Origin of the sequence: uncultured Mucilaginibacter sp. (assembly GCF_903893715.1) — a bacterium.
In the GTDB taxonomy this organism is placed as follows: domain Bacteria; phylum Bacteroidota; class Bacteroidia; order Sphingobacteriales; family Sphingobacteriaceae; genus Mucilaginibacter.
In genome coordinates, this window is sequence record NZ_CAITNG010000047.1 from 118,433 (window position 1) to 134,229 (window position 15,797).

The 15,797-nt window shown below is 46.1% G+C and carries 15 protein-coding genes and 1 other RNA gene; 11 read left to right on the forward strand and 5 right to left on the reverse strand.

Annotation, left to right across the window (positions count from 1 at the left end):
• Window positions 1-5: 5 nt before the first annotated feature.
• The 7 genes from QZX97_RS06425 (at window position 6) to QZX97_RS06455 (ending at window position 4,834) form a co-directional block, all read left to right on the forward strand.
• Window positions 6-548: a YceI family protein gene (locus tag QZX97_RS06425; protein ID WP_295655533.1), complete on the forward strand. Its 543-nt coding sequence runs from the start codon at window positions 6-8 to the stop codon at window positions 546-548.
• 20 nt (window positions 549-568) lie between these two features.
• A complete protein-coding gene (locus QZX97_RS06430; protein ID WP_295655535.1) occupies window positions 569-1,489 on the forward strand; it encodes a DUF5777 family beta-barrel protein in 921 nt (306 codons plus the stop codon).
• A gap of 131 nt (window positions 1,490-1,620) precedes the next feature.
• Window positions 1,621-1,720: signal recognition particle sRNA small type (gene ffs, locus QZX97_RS06435), an RNA gene on the forward strand.
• 106 nt (window positions 1,721-1,826) lie between these two features.
• A complete protein-coding gene (locus QZX97_RS06440) occupies window positions 1,827-2,786 on the forward strand; it encodes a YpdA family putative bacillithiol disulfide reductase (protein WP_295655538.1) in 960 nt (319 codons plus the stop codon).
• A gap of 77 nt (window positions 2,787-2,863) precedes the next feature.
• On the forward strand, window positions 2,864-3,937 hold the full coding sequence (locus tag QZX97_RS06445) for a DUF3667 domain-containing protein (RefSeq protein WP_295655540.1): 1,074 nt from the start codon (window positions 2,864-2,866) through the stop codon (window positions 3,935-3,937).
• A 65-nt stretch (window positions 3,938-4,002) separates the two neighbouring features.
• Window positions 4,003-4,218 carry a hypothetical protein gene (locus tag QZX97_RS06450; protein WP_295655542.1) on the forward strand — a complete coding sequence of 72 codons (216 nt, stop codon included), beginning with the start codon at window positions 4,003-4,005 and terminating at the stop codon, window positions 4,216-4,218.
• Window positions 4,219-4,297: 79 nt separating this feature from the next.
• A complete protein-coding gene (locus QZX97_RS06455; RefSeq protein ID WP_295655544.1) occupies window positions 4,298-4,834 on the forward strand; it encodes a DUF1572 family protein in 537 nt (178 codons plus the stop codon).
• Between the two features lie 52 nt (window positions 4,835-4,886).
• Here the strand turns inward: QZX97_RS06455 and QZX97_RS06460 are convergent, their stop codons facing one another.
• Together QZX97_RS06460 and QZX97_RS06465 are read right to left on the reverse strand one after the other, a co-directional pair.
• A complete protein-coding gene (locus QZX97_RS06460) occupies window positions 4,887-6,095 on the reverse strand; it encodes an acyloxyacyl hydrolase (protein WP_295655546.1) in 1,209 nt (402 codons plus the stop codon).
• A gap of 137 nt (window positions 6,096-6,232) precedes the next feature.
• Window positions 6,233-7,204 carry a YafY family protein gene (locus QZX97_RS06465; protein ID WP_295655548.1) on the reverse strand — a complete coding sequence of 324 codons (972 nt, stop codon included), beginning with the start codon at window positions 7,202-7,204 and terminating at the stop codon, window positions 6,233-6,235.
• Window positions 7,205-7,298: 94 nt separating this feature from the next.
• On the opposite strand from QZX97_RS06465, the gene QZX97_RS06470 reads away from it, so the two are divergent.
• From QZX97_RS06470 to QZX97_RS06485, 4 genes are all read left to right on the forward strand, one after another.
• The gene (locus QZX97_RS06470) at window positions 7,299-7,508 is read left to right on the forward strand and encodes a hypothetical protein (protein WP_295655551.1); all 210 of its coding nucleotides are present in this window, start codon (window positions 7,299-7,301) and stop codon (window positions 7,506-7,508) included.
• A gap of 587 nt (window positions 7,509-8,095) precedes the next feature.
• Window positions 8,096-8,572 (forward strand): (2Fe-2S)-binding protein, encoded by a 477-nt coding sequence (locus tag QZX97_RS06475; RefSeq protein WP_295655552.1) that lies wholly within the window; start codon window positions 8,096-8,098, stop codon window positions 8,570-8,572.
• The gene (locus QZX97_RS06480; protein ID WP_295655554.1) at window positions 8,569-10,683 is read left to right on the forward strand and encodes a xanthine dehydrogenase family protein molybdopterin-binding subunit; all 2,115 of its coding nucleotides are present in this window, start codon (window positions 8,569-8,571) and stop codon (window positions 10,681-10,683) included. Before QZX97_RS06475 ends, QZX97_RS06480 begins: the two co-directional genes overlap by 4 nt.
• A gap of 35 nt (window positions 10,684-10,718) precedes the next feature.
• Window positions 10,719-11,300, forward strand: a complete 582-nt coding sequence (locus QZX97_RS06485) for a hypothetical protein (protein ID WP_295655555.1) — start codon at window positions 10,719-10,721, stop codon at window positions 11,298-11,300.
• A 19-nt stretch (window positions 11,301-11,319) separates the two neighbouring features.
• On the opposite strand, the gene purU is transcribed toward QZX97_RS06485, so the two are convergent.
• The 3 genes from purU to QZX97_RS06500 are packed head-to-tail and all read right to left on the reverse strand — an operon-like array spanning window position 11,320 to window position 15,646.
• The gene (purU, locus tag QZX97_RS06490; RefSeq protein ID WP_295655557.1) at window positions 11,320-12,147 is read right to left on the reverse strand and encodes a formyltetrahydrofolate deformylase; all 828 of its coding nucleotides are present in this window, start codon (window positions 12,145-12,147) and stop codon (window positions 11,320-11,322) included.
• 59 nt (window positions 12,148-12,206) lie between these two features.
• On the reverse strand, window positions 12,207-12,887 hold the full coding sequence (locus QZX97_RS06495) for a DUF6250 domain-containing protein (RefSeq protein ID WP_295655559.1): 681 nt from the start codon (window positions 12,885-12,887) through the stop codon (window positions 12,207-12,209).
• 11 nt (window positions 12,888-12,898) lie between these two features.
• On the reverse strand, window positions 12,899-15,646 hold the full coding sequence (locus QZX97_RS06500; RefSeq protein ID WP_295655560.1) for a hypothetical protein: 2,748 nt from the start codon (window positions 15,644-15,646) through the stop codon (window positions 12,899-12,901).
• Window positions 15,647-15,797: the final 151 nt, after the last annotated feature.

The following is a 15,797-nucleotide window of genomic DNA, read 5'->3' on the forward strand; positions in this document are numbered from 1 at the left end:
CAGATATGAAACTCATCAGTATTTTACTTGCCTGGATAACAGTTTTCCAGACAGGGCAGGACATCTATGTCTGTAAAACCGCGAAAGTATCGCTATTCTCATCGGCCCCGGTCGAAGATATATCGGCAACATTAACAAAGGGCGCATCGGTGTTTAACGCCAGCACCGGTGAACTTGCTTTTAGCGTGCCGATACGCTCGTTCGAGTTCCCGAAATCGTTGATGCAGGAGCATTTTAATACCGAGTATATGGACAGCGATAAATTCCCGACAGCAACCTTTAAAGGGAAGATAAACGAGCATGTGGACGTTACCAAAGACGGTACAACGACCATAACCGCCACCGGCGACCTGACCGTACACGGCGTTACCAAACCAAGAACGGTTACCGGCGGTCTGGTGGTAAATGGCGGCGTAATTAGCATGACATCCACTTTTACGGTGAAATGTGCCGATCATAACATCACCATCCCAACTATTGTATTCCATAACATTGCCGAAACCATTAAAATGGATGTATCGGCAACTTATAGTCCCTACAAAAAATAATAAACAAACAGCTAAAAAAAATGAAGAAGTATTTGATATTATTAGCCCTGCTTGCGCTTACCACAGGCTTAATGGCCCAAAAAGGTGATACAGAAAAGAAACCCGGCTCTACCGACGCGTTATTGAGTGCGTTAAGTACCGATAGCACTAAACAAGCCGACATTACCTTCCGTTCAACGCGGCTTATCCTATCGCAAACTACCGAAACGATACACAAAAATACGCTGAACTTTATGGTGATACACCGTTTTGGCGATTTTTCGGGCACCAATGGTGGCGGTCAGATATTTTATGGTCTGGATGCTGTAAACGACGTGCACATCGGTTTTGAGTACGGCATTACCGACAATCTGAATGTTGACCTGGGCCGCAGCACCGTAGGCCGCCTGGTAAACCTTGATTTAAAATATGCCTTATTGAAACAAACTACCGATAACGGCATGCCGGTATCGTTTACCTTGTATGGCGGCGCGGCGGTAAATACTTATGGGGTATACACTGCTTTTGGCAACAGGATGAATTACCTGGCGCAGGCTATCCTGTCGAAAATTATTGCGCATAAGTTATCACTGCAAATTTCACCTACGTATGCGGATGATACAAGACCTAACCCCTATGTGCCCGGCAACGAAACTAACATTTTTTCGGTATCGGCGGCGGCACGCTTCAAATTCGCAAAACATGCCAGCGTGATTGTTGATTACGCGCATCCGTTTTCTGATTTCAGGAACAACAACAGCGCCTTTCACGACCCGCTGGGTTTTGGTATAGAAGTTGAAACCGGCGGGCACGTATTTACCATCAACGTTACCAATTCGCGCTCGGTATACGAAAACAACTACCTAAGCAATACACAGGAAAGTTATTCGGCGGGGCAATACCGCATTGGTTTTACTATTTCGCGTATATTCGATTTTAACCATAAAAGTACTTATAAGTAATTGGTTGAGTGGTGAGTTGTGGATAGGTGAATAGTTGAATAAATTGATTGTCTGCCCGCTATGCACCACTCAGCGCAAGCTTTTGTAAAGTTTTTATTAGGACAAAGGCAAATTTTTCTATATTTGCCCCGGGGTAAGTCTTTTACGACCAGCTCCTCTTGAACTCCCCCAGGGTGGGAACGCAGCAAGGGTAGAGGGTTGTAGCGGTGCGATAAAAGGTGCTTACCCTTTTTTTATTTTTCTTTTTTTCGGGACATATGCCAGGCGGCAACTTCTTCCCGATAGCCTTCACTGATTTTTATTAGTAAATTGCAGGCCTAATCGTATATTCATAACAATGCTTGATATTTTTATTGTGGGTGCCGGCCCTATTGGTTTGGCTTGCGGCTTAGCCGCTCAAAAAGCCGGTCTCAGTTTCGTAATTGTTGATAAAGGTTGTTTGGTCAACTCCCTGTACAACTACCCATCCACCATGACCTTCTTTTCCACTTCCGAGAAGCTGGAAATAGGCGGCATTCCATTCGTATCCAACAATGTAAAACCGGTGCGTGCCGAGGCATTGGAATACTATCGCCGTGTAGCGGTATCCAATAATATGCCCATCAACTTATTTGAGGAGGTACTGAACATTGCACACCAAGATGGTGTCTACACCATAAGAACGGCTAAAACCGAATATCAGGCAAAATACGTTATCATTGCCACAGGTTTTTATGATATAGCCGTTAAACTAAACATACCCGGCGAAGATCTGCCCAAAGTAAAGCACTATTACCAGGATCCGCATTACTATGCCATGCAAAAGGTATTGGTAGTGGGGGCGAGCAATTCTGCGGTCGATGTAGCTTTGGAAACCTACCGCAAAGGTGCCGGGGTAACCATGGTGGTGCGCGATGCTGACATCAGTACGCGCGTTAAATACTGGGTACGGCCCGATATCATCAACCGGATAAAAGAGGGTAGCATTAAGGCTTATTTTAACAGCTCGCTGAAGGCGGTGCGCCAATACGAGGTTGACATTGAAACACCCGAAGGCATCGTAACCATTCCCAACGATTTTGTAATGGCCATGACGGGCTATAAACCTAACTTCGAATTTTTAAAGAAGATAGGTATCAACCTTTCCGCAGATGATAATTTGTTGCCCCAGTACAACCCCGAAACCATGGAAACCCATTTGCCCGGCCTTTACCTCGCCGGTGTGGTTTGCGGCGGTATGGATACGCATTTATGGTTTATCGAAAACTCGCGCGTGCATGCGGAGATGATTATTGGGGACATTGTGACCAAACGATAAATTTTACTGCAGGCAAGCAAATTTCATTGTTTTAAATCAGCTATTTACAATTGATTATTTTCGATTATCTTTAGCTGATGAAGAAACATTACCGGCACGAAAAAGACTGTCTGAACTGCGGAGCTGAACTACAAGGCCATTTTTGCCATGTTTGCGGGCAAGAGAACCTGCAGATAAAGGAGAACTTCGGGCACCTGATGAGCCATGCCATTGCCGATTACTTTCATTTTGATGAAAAGTTTTTTCACACCATGAAACCCCTGTTGTTTCAGCCGGGCAAACTAACGGTCGATTATATGGCCGGCAAGCGTACCCAATACCTACACCCCATCCGTATATACATCTTTATCAGCTTGATTTTCTTTTTGCTGTATTTCAGTAACGACAGCAAAGTCGAAAAAAAGTCGGTTACCGTAAGACCTTTTAACAAAGAGCATTTTTTAGATAGCCTGAGCAAAGCCGTGGGTAAAGACGGTTTGGACCTTGGGATAACACATATCACAAAAGAACAATTAAAAAGCGGCCTGGTCGATGTTAAAGTCAGTGCTGACGGCAGGGATACCAATATAACAATAGGACCACCATCCCTCAAAAGGTTAAGTGAGATTGGCAGCAGTACTAAAGACACCAGCTATGAGCAATATTTGCAATCGCAGCAAAAACTTGCCCCTGCCGACCGCGACGGTTTTATAAGCCGTTACTTCGAGAAAAAGAACCTGGAATGGAAAAGCAAGGGGCTAACACCCCGGGAAGCGGTATCAGAGTCGTTTAAGCATAATTTCCCTAAATTGATGTTTTTCCTTGTTCCCCTTTTTGCGGTGTTGCTGAGGTTAGTATTTTGGAAGAACCATAAGTTTTATGTGGAGCATCTCATCTACGCATTTCACCTGCATTGTTTTTTCTTTTTGTTTTTAACCCTGGTGATGCTGATAAAAATGGCCTTGCCGGTTTCATGGTCGGCTGTGGGCGGTTGGGTGAGTTTTTTGGCTACTGTTGGGGTGATATGGTATGTTTACCGGTCATTAAGGGTGTTGTACCACCGCAGCCGGTGGCGTACCGTTAGCAAGATGATTGGTTTATCGTTTATGTACATGATAACCTTCTCTGTTTGTGTAAGTATCTTTTTGGTCATAGTTGCCGCTTTCGGTTAAGTTTATTTTTAATTAAAACATTGTCGGTTTAGTTTGGTTATCAACACATAACAAACTAAATAAACATGAAAAAGATATTGTTTTTATTAGCCTTTGTAACCCTCACGATAGGTGCAATGGCCCAACAAAAAGTGGTAAAAGACGAAGTTAAAGTTAAGAAAACCACTACCCCAATGCAAAAGGTACATAATGTGTTCAGTAAACACAAACAGTATAGCGGTACAAAAACCAAACACGTTAAAAAGGTTGAAAAAGCAGTAACGGTAAAAAAAGAAGATTGAGAAAAAGGGGAAGCGAAAGCTTCCCCTTTTTGTTTTTTGCTGCAGTTTAAAGTAATTTTATGGCAACAATAAAGGTTGCATGCAAAGCATTGGCGAAAACTACCTGTTGAACAGTAAGAAATTGTTTGCCTATTATAAATCGTTAGGCGATAAGGCTATTGAGCGCACCAGCGAAGATGACCTGCATTGGCAGTACAATGCCCAATCAAACAGTATGGCCGCCATTATCAAACACATGGCAGGTAATTCGTTATCACGCTGGACGGATTTTTTGACTACTGATGGCGAAAAACCATGGCGCAATCGCGATAATGAGTTTGAAGACGAGCACTTGTCGAAAGCAAAACTCATTGCTTACTGGAACAAAGGCTGGCAATGCCTTTTTGATGCCATCGACCCGCTTACACACAACGACTTATTAAAAACCATTTATATCCGCGGCGAAGCGCATACGGTTATTGAAGCTATTAACCGGCAGTTGGCGCATTTAACTATGCATGTGGGGCAAATTGTTTTCATCGCTAAAATGATAGCGGGGGATGATTGGGTTTCGTTAACGATACCCAAGGGGAAGTCGAAAGAGTTTAATAATCAGAAGTTTGGGGGAGTGAAGTAAATATATCCCGGATTGCGAAACAATTCCTCATTTGCACATCCGCACATTAAAGTCAATCCCTACTTAACTTAACCCTATACAATATCCCAATCCCCACATAATCGGCTTCCGTTCGGTGCAGGTATTGTTTTGCTTCGAGGGCGAACGAGGGCGTGATAAAGTATTTGCCGCCAAAATCCCAATACCAGTTTGGTGGGTCGGGGTGAAAACCTTTAAGGCCCTGATAAGCATTAAAGTGCAGGTATTGCCCATAATTGATATCGAATACTACGCGGCCTAAGTAAATATCGGGGCCGGCGCTTATGCCAACCGTCCAACGGTCATAACTGCTGGCCAGCTCCTGGAAGGTGGCATAAAAATGGTTAATGGTTTGTATGGTATCGAGCGTGGTGTAATAATATATGGCATCGGCACCCAGTTTAAAGCCAAACAACGAGTTAAAACGGTAGGTGTAGCCAGCGTAAAAACCCGATTTGTACAGGTGCGAAGTAGCAGTACGCTGGTACTGGCTTTCGGCAGGGCTAATACCCTGATTAGTTTGAAAAAGTCCCCGCCGCCCGATATTAGCACCAAACTCAAACGAGTGTTTGGCAAAGGTTTTATACTTTTCGTTAGTTTGCGAGGTGCCCGGGCCCGCTTTGTCGATATCATGGTCGATGCCGATGGAGGCGTTCAATACATTCACCCCATCGTTGGGCAGCTTTACCGCGGCGTTCGAGTAGTGGTAAATATCGATACCGGCCAATAGCCGGGTGGTTTTTGAAACCGGGGTAACTACTTTTAGCCCCGCCTGGGCTGTAAAGTTGATATGGCTGCCAATTAGCGGATTGTTATCGGTATAATAGTCTTGAGTAGCATACGCGAAACCAAAGCCGGGTGTAACCCTTACGTCGGTAGCGCCAATGTTGAACAGCGAGATATCCAAACGGCTTGTCAGCCCGAATACATTGCCCAAAATACCCGTGCTGCCCGGCTGTTTAACCAAATATGCACCATCCAACTGACGATAGGAGGCTGCGAAGCTGATGCGTTTTACCCTAAACATGCGTACCCAAGGGGCCTCGTTATTGGCCATGTTGAGGTGATAAGTAGCTTCGACGCCATAAAACTGGCCTTTTAATGTATTCCCCTCGCCCGAAAACATTTGCAGGCCATATACCGGCGAAAATTCAATACTGTTTTGTTTGTCCTGCGCGCGGGCATGTTGTAAAGACAGGCAAGTAAAAATGAAGAAAGGAAAAAAGGTAAATTTTTGGTCCATAGGTACGCTAAATCAACATATAACGGACAAATATGAATAAATGTTTGGGTATATGGGTTTAGGCAGTGTATTTATTATAGGATGTTATTGCCACGAAGGCACAAAGACACGAAGTTTTTATTTTGTGACTTGGCGTCTTAGTGGCTCGAAATAAACTCACGTTCAGATAGTTGTTTGTTGATACCGGCCAGTATTTTTGCGATCTTGATTTTTAAGAGTTCGTTGCTCACAATCTGGGCCATATCGGCAAACATGATGAACCAGCGGGCAAAACCTTCTATCGAATTGGTTAAAAAGGTCATTTCCAGATAGTCGCCATCTTCCTTTTCGGATACGAAACCCATGTAAAATTTTTGGTCGTTGATGTGCGGTATGATGGATTTTTCTATCCGGATAACGATGGTTTGCAGGTCGTTCTCTTTACCAACTTTACCTAAATATTCTTTCAGGGTGGGGTGTTGCCCGGTAAATAAATCATCTGATACCATGAGACTTTGTATCCGGTCGATACGGAAATCGCGGTAGTCTGAACGTAATCGGCACCAGGCAATCAGGTGCCAAAAGTTATCGGCATAGAATATCCCAACCGGCTCCATATCGCGTTTTGTTCGTTCCTGGCTGTGGTTGGCAAAATATTGCAGGCTAAGCACCCGTTTTTCGGATATCCCTTTTAAAATATTCTGAATAGGGTTTATTCCCTCCGGTTTATTACCAACGCGCCTGCTTTTCAGTACTTCAATTCGCTGGTCTATCTGTTCCAAAAAATCCTTATCGGCACTGCGCAATACCGCCCTTACTTTGTACATGGCCGATTTATAACTTTCTTCCGTTGTGGCATCCGTCAGTTTTTCCATAAACTTTTCGGCGGTAAGGAAAGCTGTCGCTTCTTCTTTGGTAAACATCACTGGCGGCAGGCGGTACCCGTCCATAATGGAATAGCCCACACCGGCCTCGCCAATAATGGGGATGCCGGCCTCTTCCAATGTTTTTACATCCCGGTAAACGGTGCGCAGGCTGATGCCGAAGCGTTCGGCAATATCATAGGCCTTTACCACCCGCCTCGACTGGAGCTGGATTAATATGGCGGTAATACGGTCGATGCGGTTCATGGTAATAAAGCTAAGCAATTATAGCTTAAACACAATAATAGGGCGGCATTTTCGTATACCATAGTTAACAACCGACACACCACAATTGTTCACGATGAAGAAATTCTACCTCTTTTTGATCCTCATTTCGGCGGCTTTGGTTTGCCTAAACATCAGGTGCGCCAAAATCAATAAGGACCAGCCCTGCGGCATATACCAGCAAAACCAAAGCCAGTTGTTTAAAAGTACCGATAGCCGCTGCTATTACCTCGATAATTCGGGAAACAAAGTTTATGTAAACAACTCGAACTGCACTTGTTTTTAGCCTCATCCAAACCCTCTCCATCCCGATAGCTATCGGGATCAATTTCGAATTTATTTTGATTGATAATGATGCCCTACTTTTTGCTAATATCATCGAAAAAGCGTATATTGTATGGATGTTAGCCACAAAGGCACGAAGACACAAAAGGTGGTTTAAAGGTTAAAATATTTCTTACTTTTTCCCCCCTTTATTTGAATCAAGAGCCGAGAATCAAGAGTCAAGAAAAATCGAAAACACCCATAAATACCCATAATGATTAGCAAGGCGCATGGAGCTATGCGCAAAGCGTCAAGAAGCAAGAGGTAATTTTTAGATTGTAACAAACACCCATAAATACCCATGATGAAGACGGAATCCCGATAGCTATCGGGAGGAAAATGGAAGATGGAAAAGGAACCGGGAAATTCGAAATCAAACATCCGACATCCGAAATAAAAAAATGAAACACCCATAAATACCCATGTCAGCATTTGCACATAGGCACATTAAAAAATTTGCACATTGTAATATTATGGTTTCCTAACTAATGTGGTATTGGTAAAGTGTTTTTAAGCACTTATATTTGGAAGACAAAAAATTAACCTTTTATGGCCAAATACACGCTTTCCGTCAACAACAAAGCCATGTCTGTTGAAGCTGATGAGGATACCCCGCTTTTATGGGTATTGCGCGATCATTTGAATTTAGTTGGTACCAAGTACGGTTGCGGTATTGCGCAATGCGGTGCCTGCACGGTGCATATCAACGGTGCGGCGGTTCGCAGCTGCCAGTACCCGGTAGCGGCGGTTGGTGCCGGCAAAGTGTTGACTATTGAGGGCCTGAGCCCGACAGGGACGCACCCTGTGCAATTGGCCTGGGAAGAAATGGACGTGCCGCAATGCGGCTACTGCCAGGGAGGGCAAATTATGGCGGCTGTGGCCCTGCTGAAAACGCACCCCAACCCCACGGATGACGACATTGATAAGTTGATGACCAATATATGCCGCTGCGGTACGCATTACCGTATACGAAAGGCCATACACCTGGCAGCCGGTAAAATGACCCCTAAAGCAGCAAAAGTATGATAGGCGAAACTGTATCGAGGCGTAATTTTTTAAAGATTACCTCTATAGCCGGCGGCGGGATGCTGATCGGTTTTAACTTTTTGAGCGATAACTTATCGGCCGCTTCGGTTGCCGACGCGGTATTTTCGCCAAACGCGTATATCACCATCAACAGCAGCGGCTTGGTAACGCTGATGGCGCCCAACCCCGAAATTGGCCAGGGTGTTAAAACCGCCTTACCGATGATATTGGCCGAAGAGCTGAACGTGAAATGGGACACCGTTGAAGTGGATATGGCACCACTCGACCCGAAATTTGGTTCGCAGGTGGCAGGCGGTAGTGGTGCTATTCGTGGTAGGTTTATGCCGATACGGAAAGCAGGTGCTACGGCCCGTGTGATGCTCATCAGTGCTGCGGCCCAGCAATGGGGCGTTGCCGAAACAGATTGCTATGCCGAAGATGGTTTTGTGATCAATAAAGCATCGGGCAAAAAATTGGGTTATGGCGAGTTGGCAGCTAAGGCCGCGACCTTGCCGGTGCCTGCAGATGTCGCTTTGAAAGACCCTAAAGATTTCAAGATTATTGGCACCCGTGTTCATAATATCGACAATAAAAAGATAATTACCGGGCAACCGCTGTATGGTATGGATACACGCAGACCGGGTATGCTTTACGCGATGGTGGCCCGCCCGCCCGCTTTTGGTAAAGCAATCAAATCGTTCGACGATACCGAGACCCGCAAGGTTGCGGGTGTTAAGAATGTGGTGATGGCACATGGTGTAGTGGCGGTATTGGCTACTTCGACCTGGGCCGCCAAAAAAGGCCGCGATGCGTTGGTTACTGTTTGGGAAGATAAAAGTCCCGGCGAAAGCACGGCGGACCATGATGCGCAATATACCAGCCTCATTATCACCAAAAGCGACAGGCCCGGCCGTGTTGATGGCGATGTGGACGCGGTTTTTGCCAAAGGCGGCAAAGTGATAGAAGCTGTGTACGAGTTGCCAAACCTGGCGCACTCGGCCATGGAGCCGCTCAACTTTTTTGCCGATGTAAAGGAAAACAGCGCCGAATTATATGGTCCAACACAAATACCTGCCCGTATGCGCCAGGAAGTTGCCAAAGCACTGAATATACCCGAAGCCAACATTACTTTGGGCATGCCACGCCAGGGCGGTGGCTTTGGTCGTAAGCTACAGGCTGATAATGGTGTGGAAGCGGCGCTGATATCGCAGGCTGCCAAAGCACCCGTGCAAATGATGTGGACCCGTGAGGATGATATGCAAGGTGATTATTACCGTGCAGGCGCCATGTACAAAATGAAAGCGGCCATCAGTGCTGATAACCAGATAGAGGCCTGGCATTTGAACGGTGCTTCCTTAGGCGGCGGTTCGGCTATGGCCGATAGTTTCCCGGCGGCATCGGTACCCAATTTCAGGGTAGATACGCATAGTTTGCACTCCAATATTCAAACAGGGCCGTGGCGCGCGCCTACCAGCAATATCGTAACTTTCGCCGATGAAAGCTTTATGGATGAGCTTGCCCATGAAATGAAAAAGGACCCGATTGCTTTCCGTTTGGAACTGTTGGACAAAGCCGCTAACACTCCCGTAGGTAAAGTGGGTTACGACATCAACAAATACCGCAGCGTGGTTGAACTGGTGGCCAAAATGAGCAACTGGGGCAAAGGCTTGCCTAAAAATGTATATCAGGGTTTTGCCGCGAGGTTTTCGTTCAGCACCTATGCCGCCCATGTGGCCGAAGTTACCAATACCAATGGGGTGCTGCGGGTAACCAAAATATACAGTGCCATTAACTGCGGCCGCGTGGTTAACCTGAGCGGTGCCGAAAACCAGGTGCAGGGCGCTATTTTGGATGGTTTGAGCCATGCCTTGTTCAGCAAAATTACCTTTGATAAAGGGGCGGTGAATGAGAAGAACTTTAACACCTACAAGTTTATGCGACAAAAGGACGCGCCGATAGAAGTGTTGGTACAGTTTGTACCGACGGAAGACGCCCCCACAGGTTTAGGCGAACCGGCTTTACCGCCGATAGCCCCTGCGGTGGCTAATGCTATTTTTGCTGCTACAGGTAAAAGGTATAGGAAGTTGCCTTTTGAGTTGGGGAAGGCATAATAAGTTAAAAGTAGGAAAATCAACCGCTGTCGTTTATGACTAAAGAAGAATTTTGGGCTTGGTTTGGCGACAATAGAAAGGTTTTAGAAAAATTTATATCTGAAGAGCCTCGTGACTATGCTATTTATGAAGCACTTACCGATAAGCTCCAGGAATATAGTGATTTATTGATCCCAGAGATCACAATGAATGGAGTTGGCGGTTATGTTTTGATCATAAGCTGTGATGGGATAGCAAAAGGTATACCTTTTGTTGAAAGTTTGGTGGACGATACAGTAGATTTTCCAAATTGGGAAATATTGAAATTCAGACAACCGGCCCCAATGAAACTTATACCAGTAAACGGCTTGGTTCTAAAAAGGAATAGTATTTTTTTAGAATGGGAACAGACGACCGATCTAAAATACGATGTTGTTTTTTTTACTGAAAACTATGACAGGAGTAACAAGAACTATGATGTTGGAATATTTTTGCATTTAGATCATACCATTGGCGAATATCACTCGATGACTAAAATTGGAAAAGTTGAATTAAAAAGGCTTGGTTTCTTTCAATCCAAAAAGAAATTAAAAACCTTGGATGACTTGAAAGAAGAGATTTACAAGAGTCTAAACTAAACCCGACCAACACATCTTTTTACTCAAACACCACTGTCTTATTCTGATAAACAAACACCCTGTCTTCAAACACCAGGCGCAAGGCCTTGGCTAAAACGGCGGTTTCAATTTCTTTACCTGCTTTTACCATATCGACAGCGGTTAGCGAGTGGTTAACCGGGATGGTTTGTTGAGCGATGATAGGGCCTTCGTCCAGTTCATTGGTAACAAAATGGGCGGTGGCGCCTATCAGTTTTACGCCGCGCTCAAAGGCTTGGCGGTAGGGGTTCGCGCCGGCGAAAGCCGGCAAAAAGCTATGGTGTATATTGATGAGTTTCATCGGGTATTGCGCCACAAACTCCGGACTGAGTATACGCATAAACTTGGCCAGCACAATATAATCGGGGTTATGCTGCGCGATGAGCGTAGATATGAGGCTTTCAAACGCCGGTTTGGCTATATCCTGATGCGGTACCAAAAAGAAAGGGATATCAAAGCGCTCACAGATGTTTTGCAGGGTGGCATGGTTGCCGATAACGCATTGCACCTGTGCGCCTAAAGTGCAGAAATAGTTGCGCACCAAAATATCGGCCAGGCAATGGTACTCTTTGGTTACCATTACCACCACCTTTTTTACAGGTGTGGGGTTGATGTTGATGATGGCATCAGGAGGAAGTACGCTTTGCAGTTTTGAGGCCAATGCGGTATCATCGGTGGTTCCGGCAACGTCAAGGCGCATAAAGAACAGGTTTTCGGTGGTATCTACATGCTCTCGCAGCGAAACGATGTTAAGCCCCTGCTGCGAAAGCAAACCTGATATGGCAGCCACCAGGCCAACCTTGTCGGTACATTGTACTACGATGATCATGCGCCAAAGAAAGAAAAAACGGGTGGGAATGGCAAGCCCTTCGATAGAAATGCCGACCGCTACAATTGATATACTTTGAAATTGGTAACAGATTGTCTCGACCATGTCGACCGGAACCCAAAGTACCCCGAGGTTAGCGGTGTTGGATCGGTGTAGGTAAAGTAACGTTCGCCGTCCACCCAAAAACTGGTTACGCCTTTATTCACCACAATTTTGATGTGGTAGGTTTTATTGGGTTGGAGCATATGGGGCTTATCGAGGTACTCCTGTATCAATGGCTTTTGGCCGTTAAAGTATTTGCGGAAGCGGGTGGTTTTGTTGGTATTGCCGCCCATGCCCACGTAGTACAGGTTCACGTCATCGTAAGCCTCAAACTTGCCGTTGCGGGTAAACAGGTTGGGGTTATGCGGGTCGGTAGCCATCCAAAATTGGTTAAAGTCCGATAGACGGTCATTTTTGCCGGTATCCACTAAAACCACTCGGTCGTACTCTATTTGGATATTGCCCGTCAAGACCTTGTTGAGCCATACGGTAACACCGCCTTTAGTATCCAATATTAGGGACTCGTTTTTGGTGTAGACAACGGACGTATTTGCGGCAGGTTCAATCTCGGCTATCCAGGTTTTGGGGTCGAGTGGTTTACTGAAGTCATCTGCATAAATTAGCTTGCCTGGTGTTTGGGCGTAGCTGTGGCTGACGATGAAGAATAAAGGGATGAATAGCTTTTTCAATTTTACCATAGTCTATGAAACTACTTATCCCAAGCCACGTTGTGCTCCGGTATTTTATCCCCGGCCAATTCTAATAGCTCAATGGCATTGAGACACCATTGCGATGTACTGTTGGTGGATACATTCCGTATTTCGTTCAAAGGCTTCAACACCAGCGGGCCATTCAAAGGTTGGGAGTCAAATCGCCCGGCGCCTGGTATACGGGCAGGTACTCCTCCGGCACGGCCGGCTACCGGAACGCCACCACCGCGGCCAAATCCGGGCTGCTGATTAGGCAAAAACTGCTCCCATGCCCTTTGCGCATATTTGGGGTCTTTGGTTACATAATAGGCGTATGCAGGTTCGCGGGCAAAATCGCCTTGCGGTTGCCCTAATTGCCCTTTGTCAGGCCCAAATGCCGCTCTCACTTCTTCCACAGGCGCACCATATAGCGAGGTATATTGCAGGTAAAGCCTGTTCCAGTCCTTATTGTTCAACAGGGGGGTAAGCTCCCAGCACATTTCCATGCCGCCCATCATGGTGGCGAGGGTTAGGGCGCCAATATCTTTCGGGTCGAGTTGGTACATGTGGTTGGTTTTAGGGTCGTAACCCATGCCGGCATCTTTGCCTTTGGCCGAGAAAAGGCCATAAGGCATCTTGGCATAATCGTTAACACCTACCAGTATTTTGTCCCTCCATTTGGTATCGCCTGTGCGTTCCCACTCAGTCATCCAGTTACCTGCGAGGCCTGTCCAGTCTGGTCCGAAACGGGCATGAGTTGGGTATTGGCTTTTCGGCAACAATTCGCGCAGCGGGTCAACATGAGCTAAGCCGCTATCGGCATTCATGGCGGTTTGGTGCATAATGTCGCCTGTGCGCTCGTCGGTAGTGAGGTAGTAATAGTAACGGCGCAACAATGCCTGGCTTTCGCGTACTTCTTTCGACCCATCGCCCCAATGATTCACATTATGGCGCGAACCCAAACCTGCCATTGGCCCTAAGTGATAGCAATCTACTTCGCTGGTATGGCGGGTCATCGCTTCAGCCATTTTGAAGATATCGGCTCTTCCGGTACGCAGGTAACTGTACCAAAGCCATATATCGGTAGATAGTTCGGTATTGTCCCACGCAAAGCCGCCCATATCGTATTTCCAGGCATGGCGTGCGCCATCGTATGAGTGCATCACATCGCCATAGTTCCAAAAACCATACCACTCACGATGATCGATCTCCTGCTGATAAAAGGCGATGGCTTTATCCAACTGGTCTTCAATCCACGCCTTGCCTTTGGTCGTTCGGTCGGGCAAACTCCACATCCCTAAAGCGCCAACTTGGTGTAAATATTGGGGTGTAGCGACCAGCAAGGTGGTATTATTCGTTTCGATAACATTGTCGGCCAATTGCTGATTGGTGGGCATACTGGCATAAGGGTTTATCATTATTTCGCTGGTACGGCCAACACCATATGGCGTGCTAAAGCCGGGCTGTACATCCTCGTAAGTGATGTTCAGGTCGTGCGCGGTAGTATCGTAGTGGCGCAAGTCCATGGCGTCGTTATATGGCGACCACATCCATAGCTTTATCTTGGCCTTTTGGGTATGCGCATCCCTCACTTCCAAGGCTGCAGGATATGATTGCCAAAAGTTTTTCAACGATAAAGCCAGCCCGCCGCTCACATCGCCAACAAAAGCTAAACCTGTGGCGCGTTTTCCGCCGATGACATCCAGATAACTGCTGGCTCCATTGGTTCGCTTTTGTATGTTGAAGCCATCGGCACTGCCTTGTACCAGCTTGTAATCGTTCCAACTGGCCATATTATCGTACAGTATCTTTTGGTCGGGCGCGTCTTTTACATTGGGTATAGGTTTACCGGCAGCCTGGTCATACGAGTATGTGCTTGGCCTGCGCCCATTGAGCGGTTGTACTGGTTCGGCCCAGATGCCATCGCCTTCGCCCGAAAAGCGCACATGGCGGTTTTGCAATTCTTCCCTGAAAGGCACGGTAAAAGTCAGGCCCAAACCCTTGATGAAGTCTTTTTGCTGGTCGCCGTTATAAATAATAGTATGCACCATGCGGATGCTTTGTGTTCCCTGGTAAAAGTATAAGCGCACAATGAATGGGAATAGCGACACATTACCCTGCCCATTAATGAAATTACCCTCAATCCGTACGACAGCACGTATGGGGCCGCTTTGCTCTACGGTTACTGAGCTTATTTTGCTAATGAGTTTTTGCTTTGTAGCTGATGCGTCGATATCTGCGTCCGGCTTATTTTGCAGGATGCATTCCAATTGTCCCGAAGCTGCTATCGTTTTACCGTCAATACTAATGGACGGTATTAATACATTCCCTGTTTTTGCGATATCACAAAGCAAGCTCCCTGTGTTGACGTGGATAATGGTCCCATCATCCGTAACCATCGTCCGTATCGCCATCGACTTTACCCCCTTTACTGTAGAAGCCGTGAGCATCGCACCCTTTAGCGATGAGTCGCTTACAGCGGCAACGGCAGTCCATTTTATCGAACCATCTGGCCAATAAGCCAGTGGCCAGGTTTGTATAGCAATGGTTTTACCATCTGCGCCGGTCAATGTATAGTCGGTATTCTTTTTTACCGAACCTTGCGGCCAGGGTACGCCCCAGCTTACGCCCGTAGCTTTTACAGGAGGGGTGTTTAACCACGATAGTTTAACCGGTTCCGGCTTATTTTGCCCGAATACCATGGGAATGCTCAATAAAATAAAAAAAGCAACAATAGACACCCGCTTAACGTATAGGTTAGGAATCATAATTTTGTTAAATAAAGTACAGGTGATAGGTAGATCAAATATAAAAAGATAATATGGAATGTATCGGTAACTTGTTTATTACCAATATTGATAATTACGAGCAAACACCTCGGGAACATGTTCATTGTTGTGTTACTAAATAGGTGAAGTA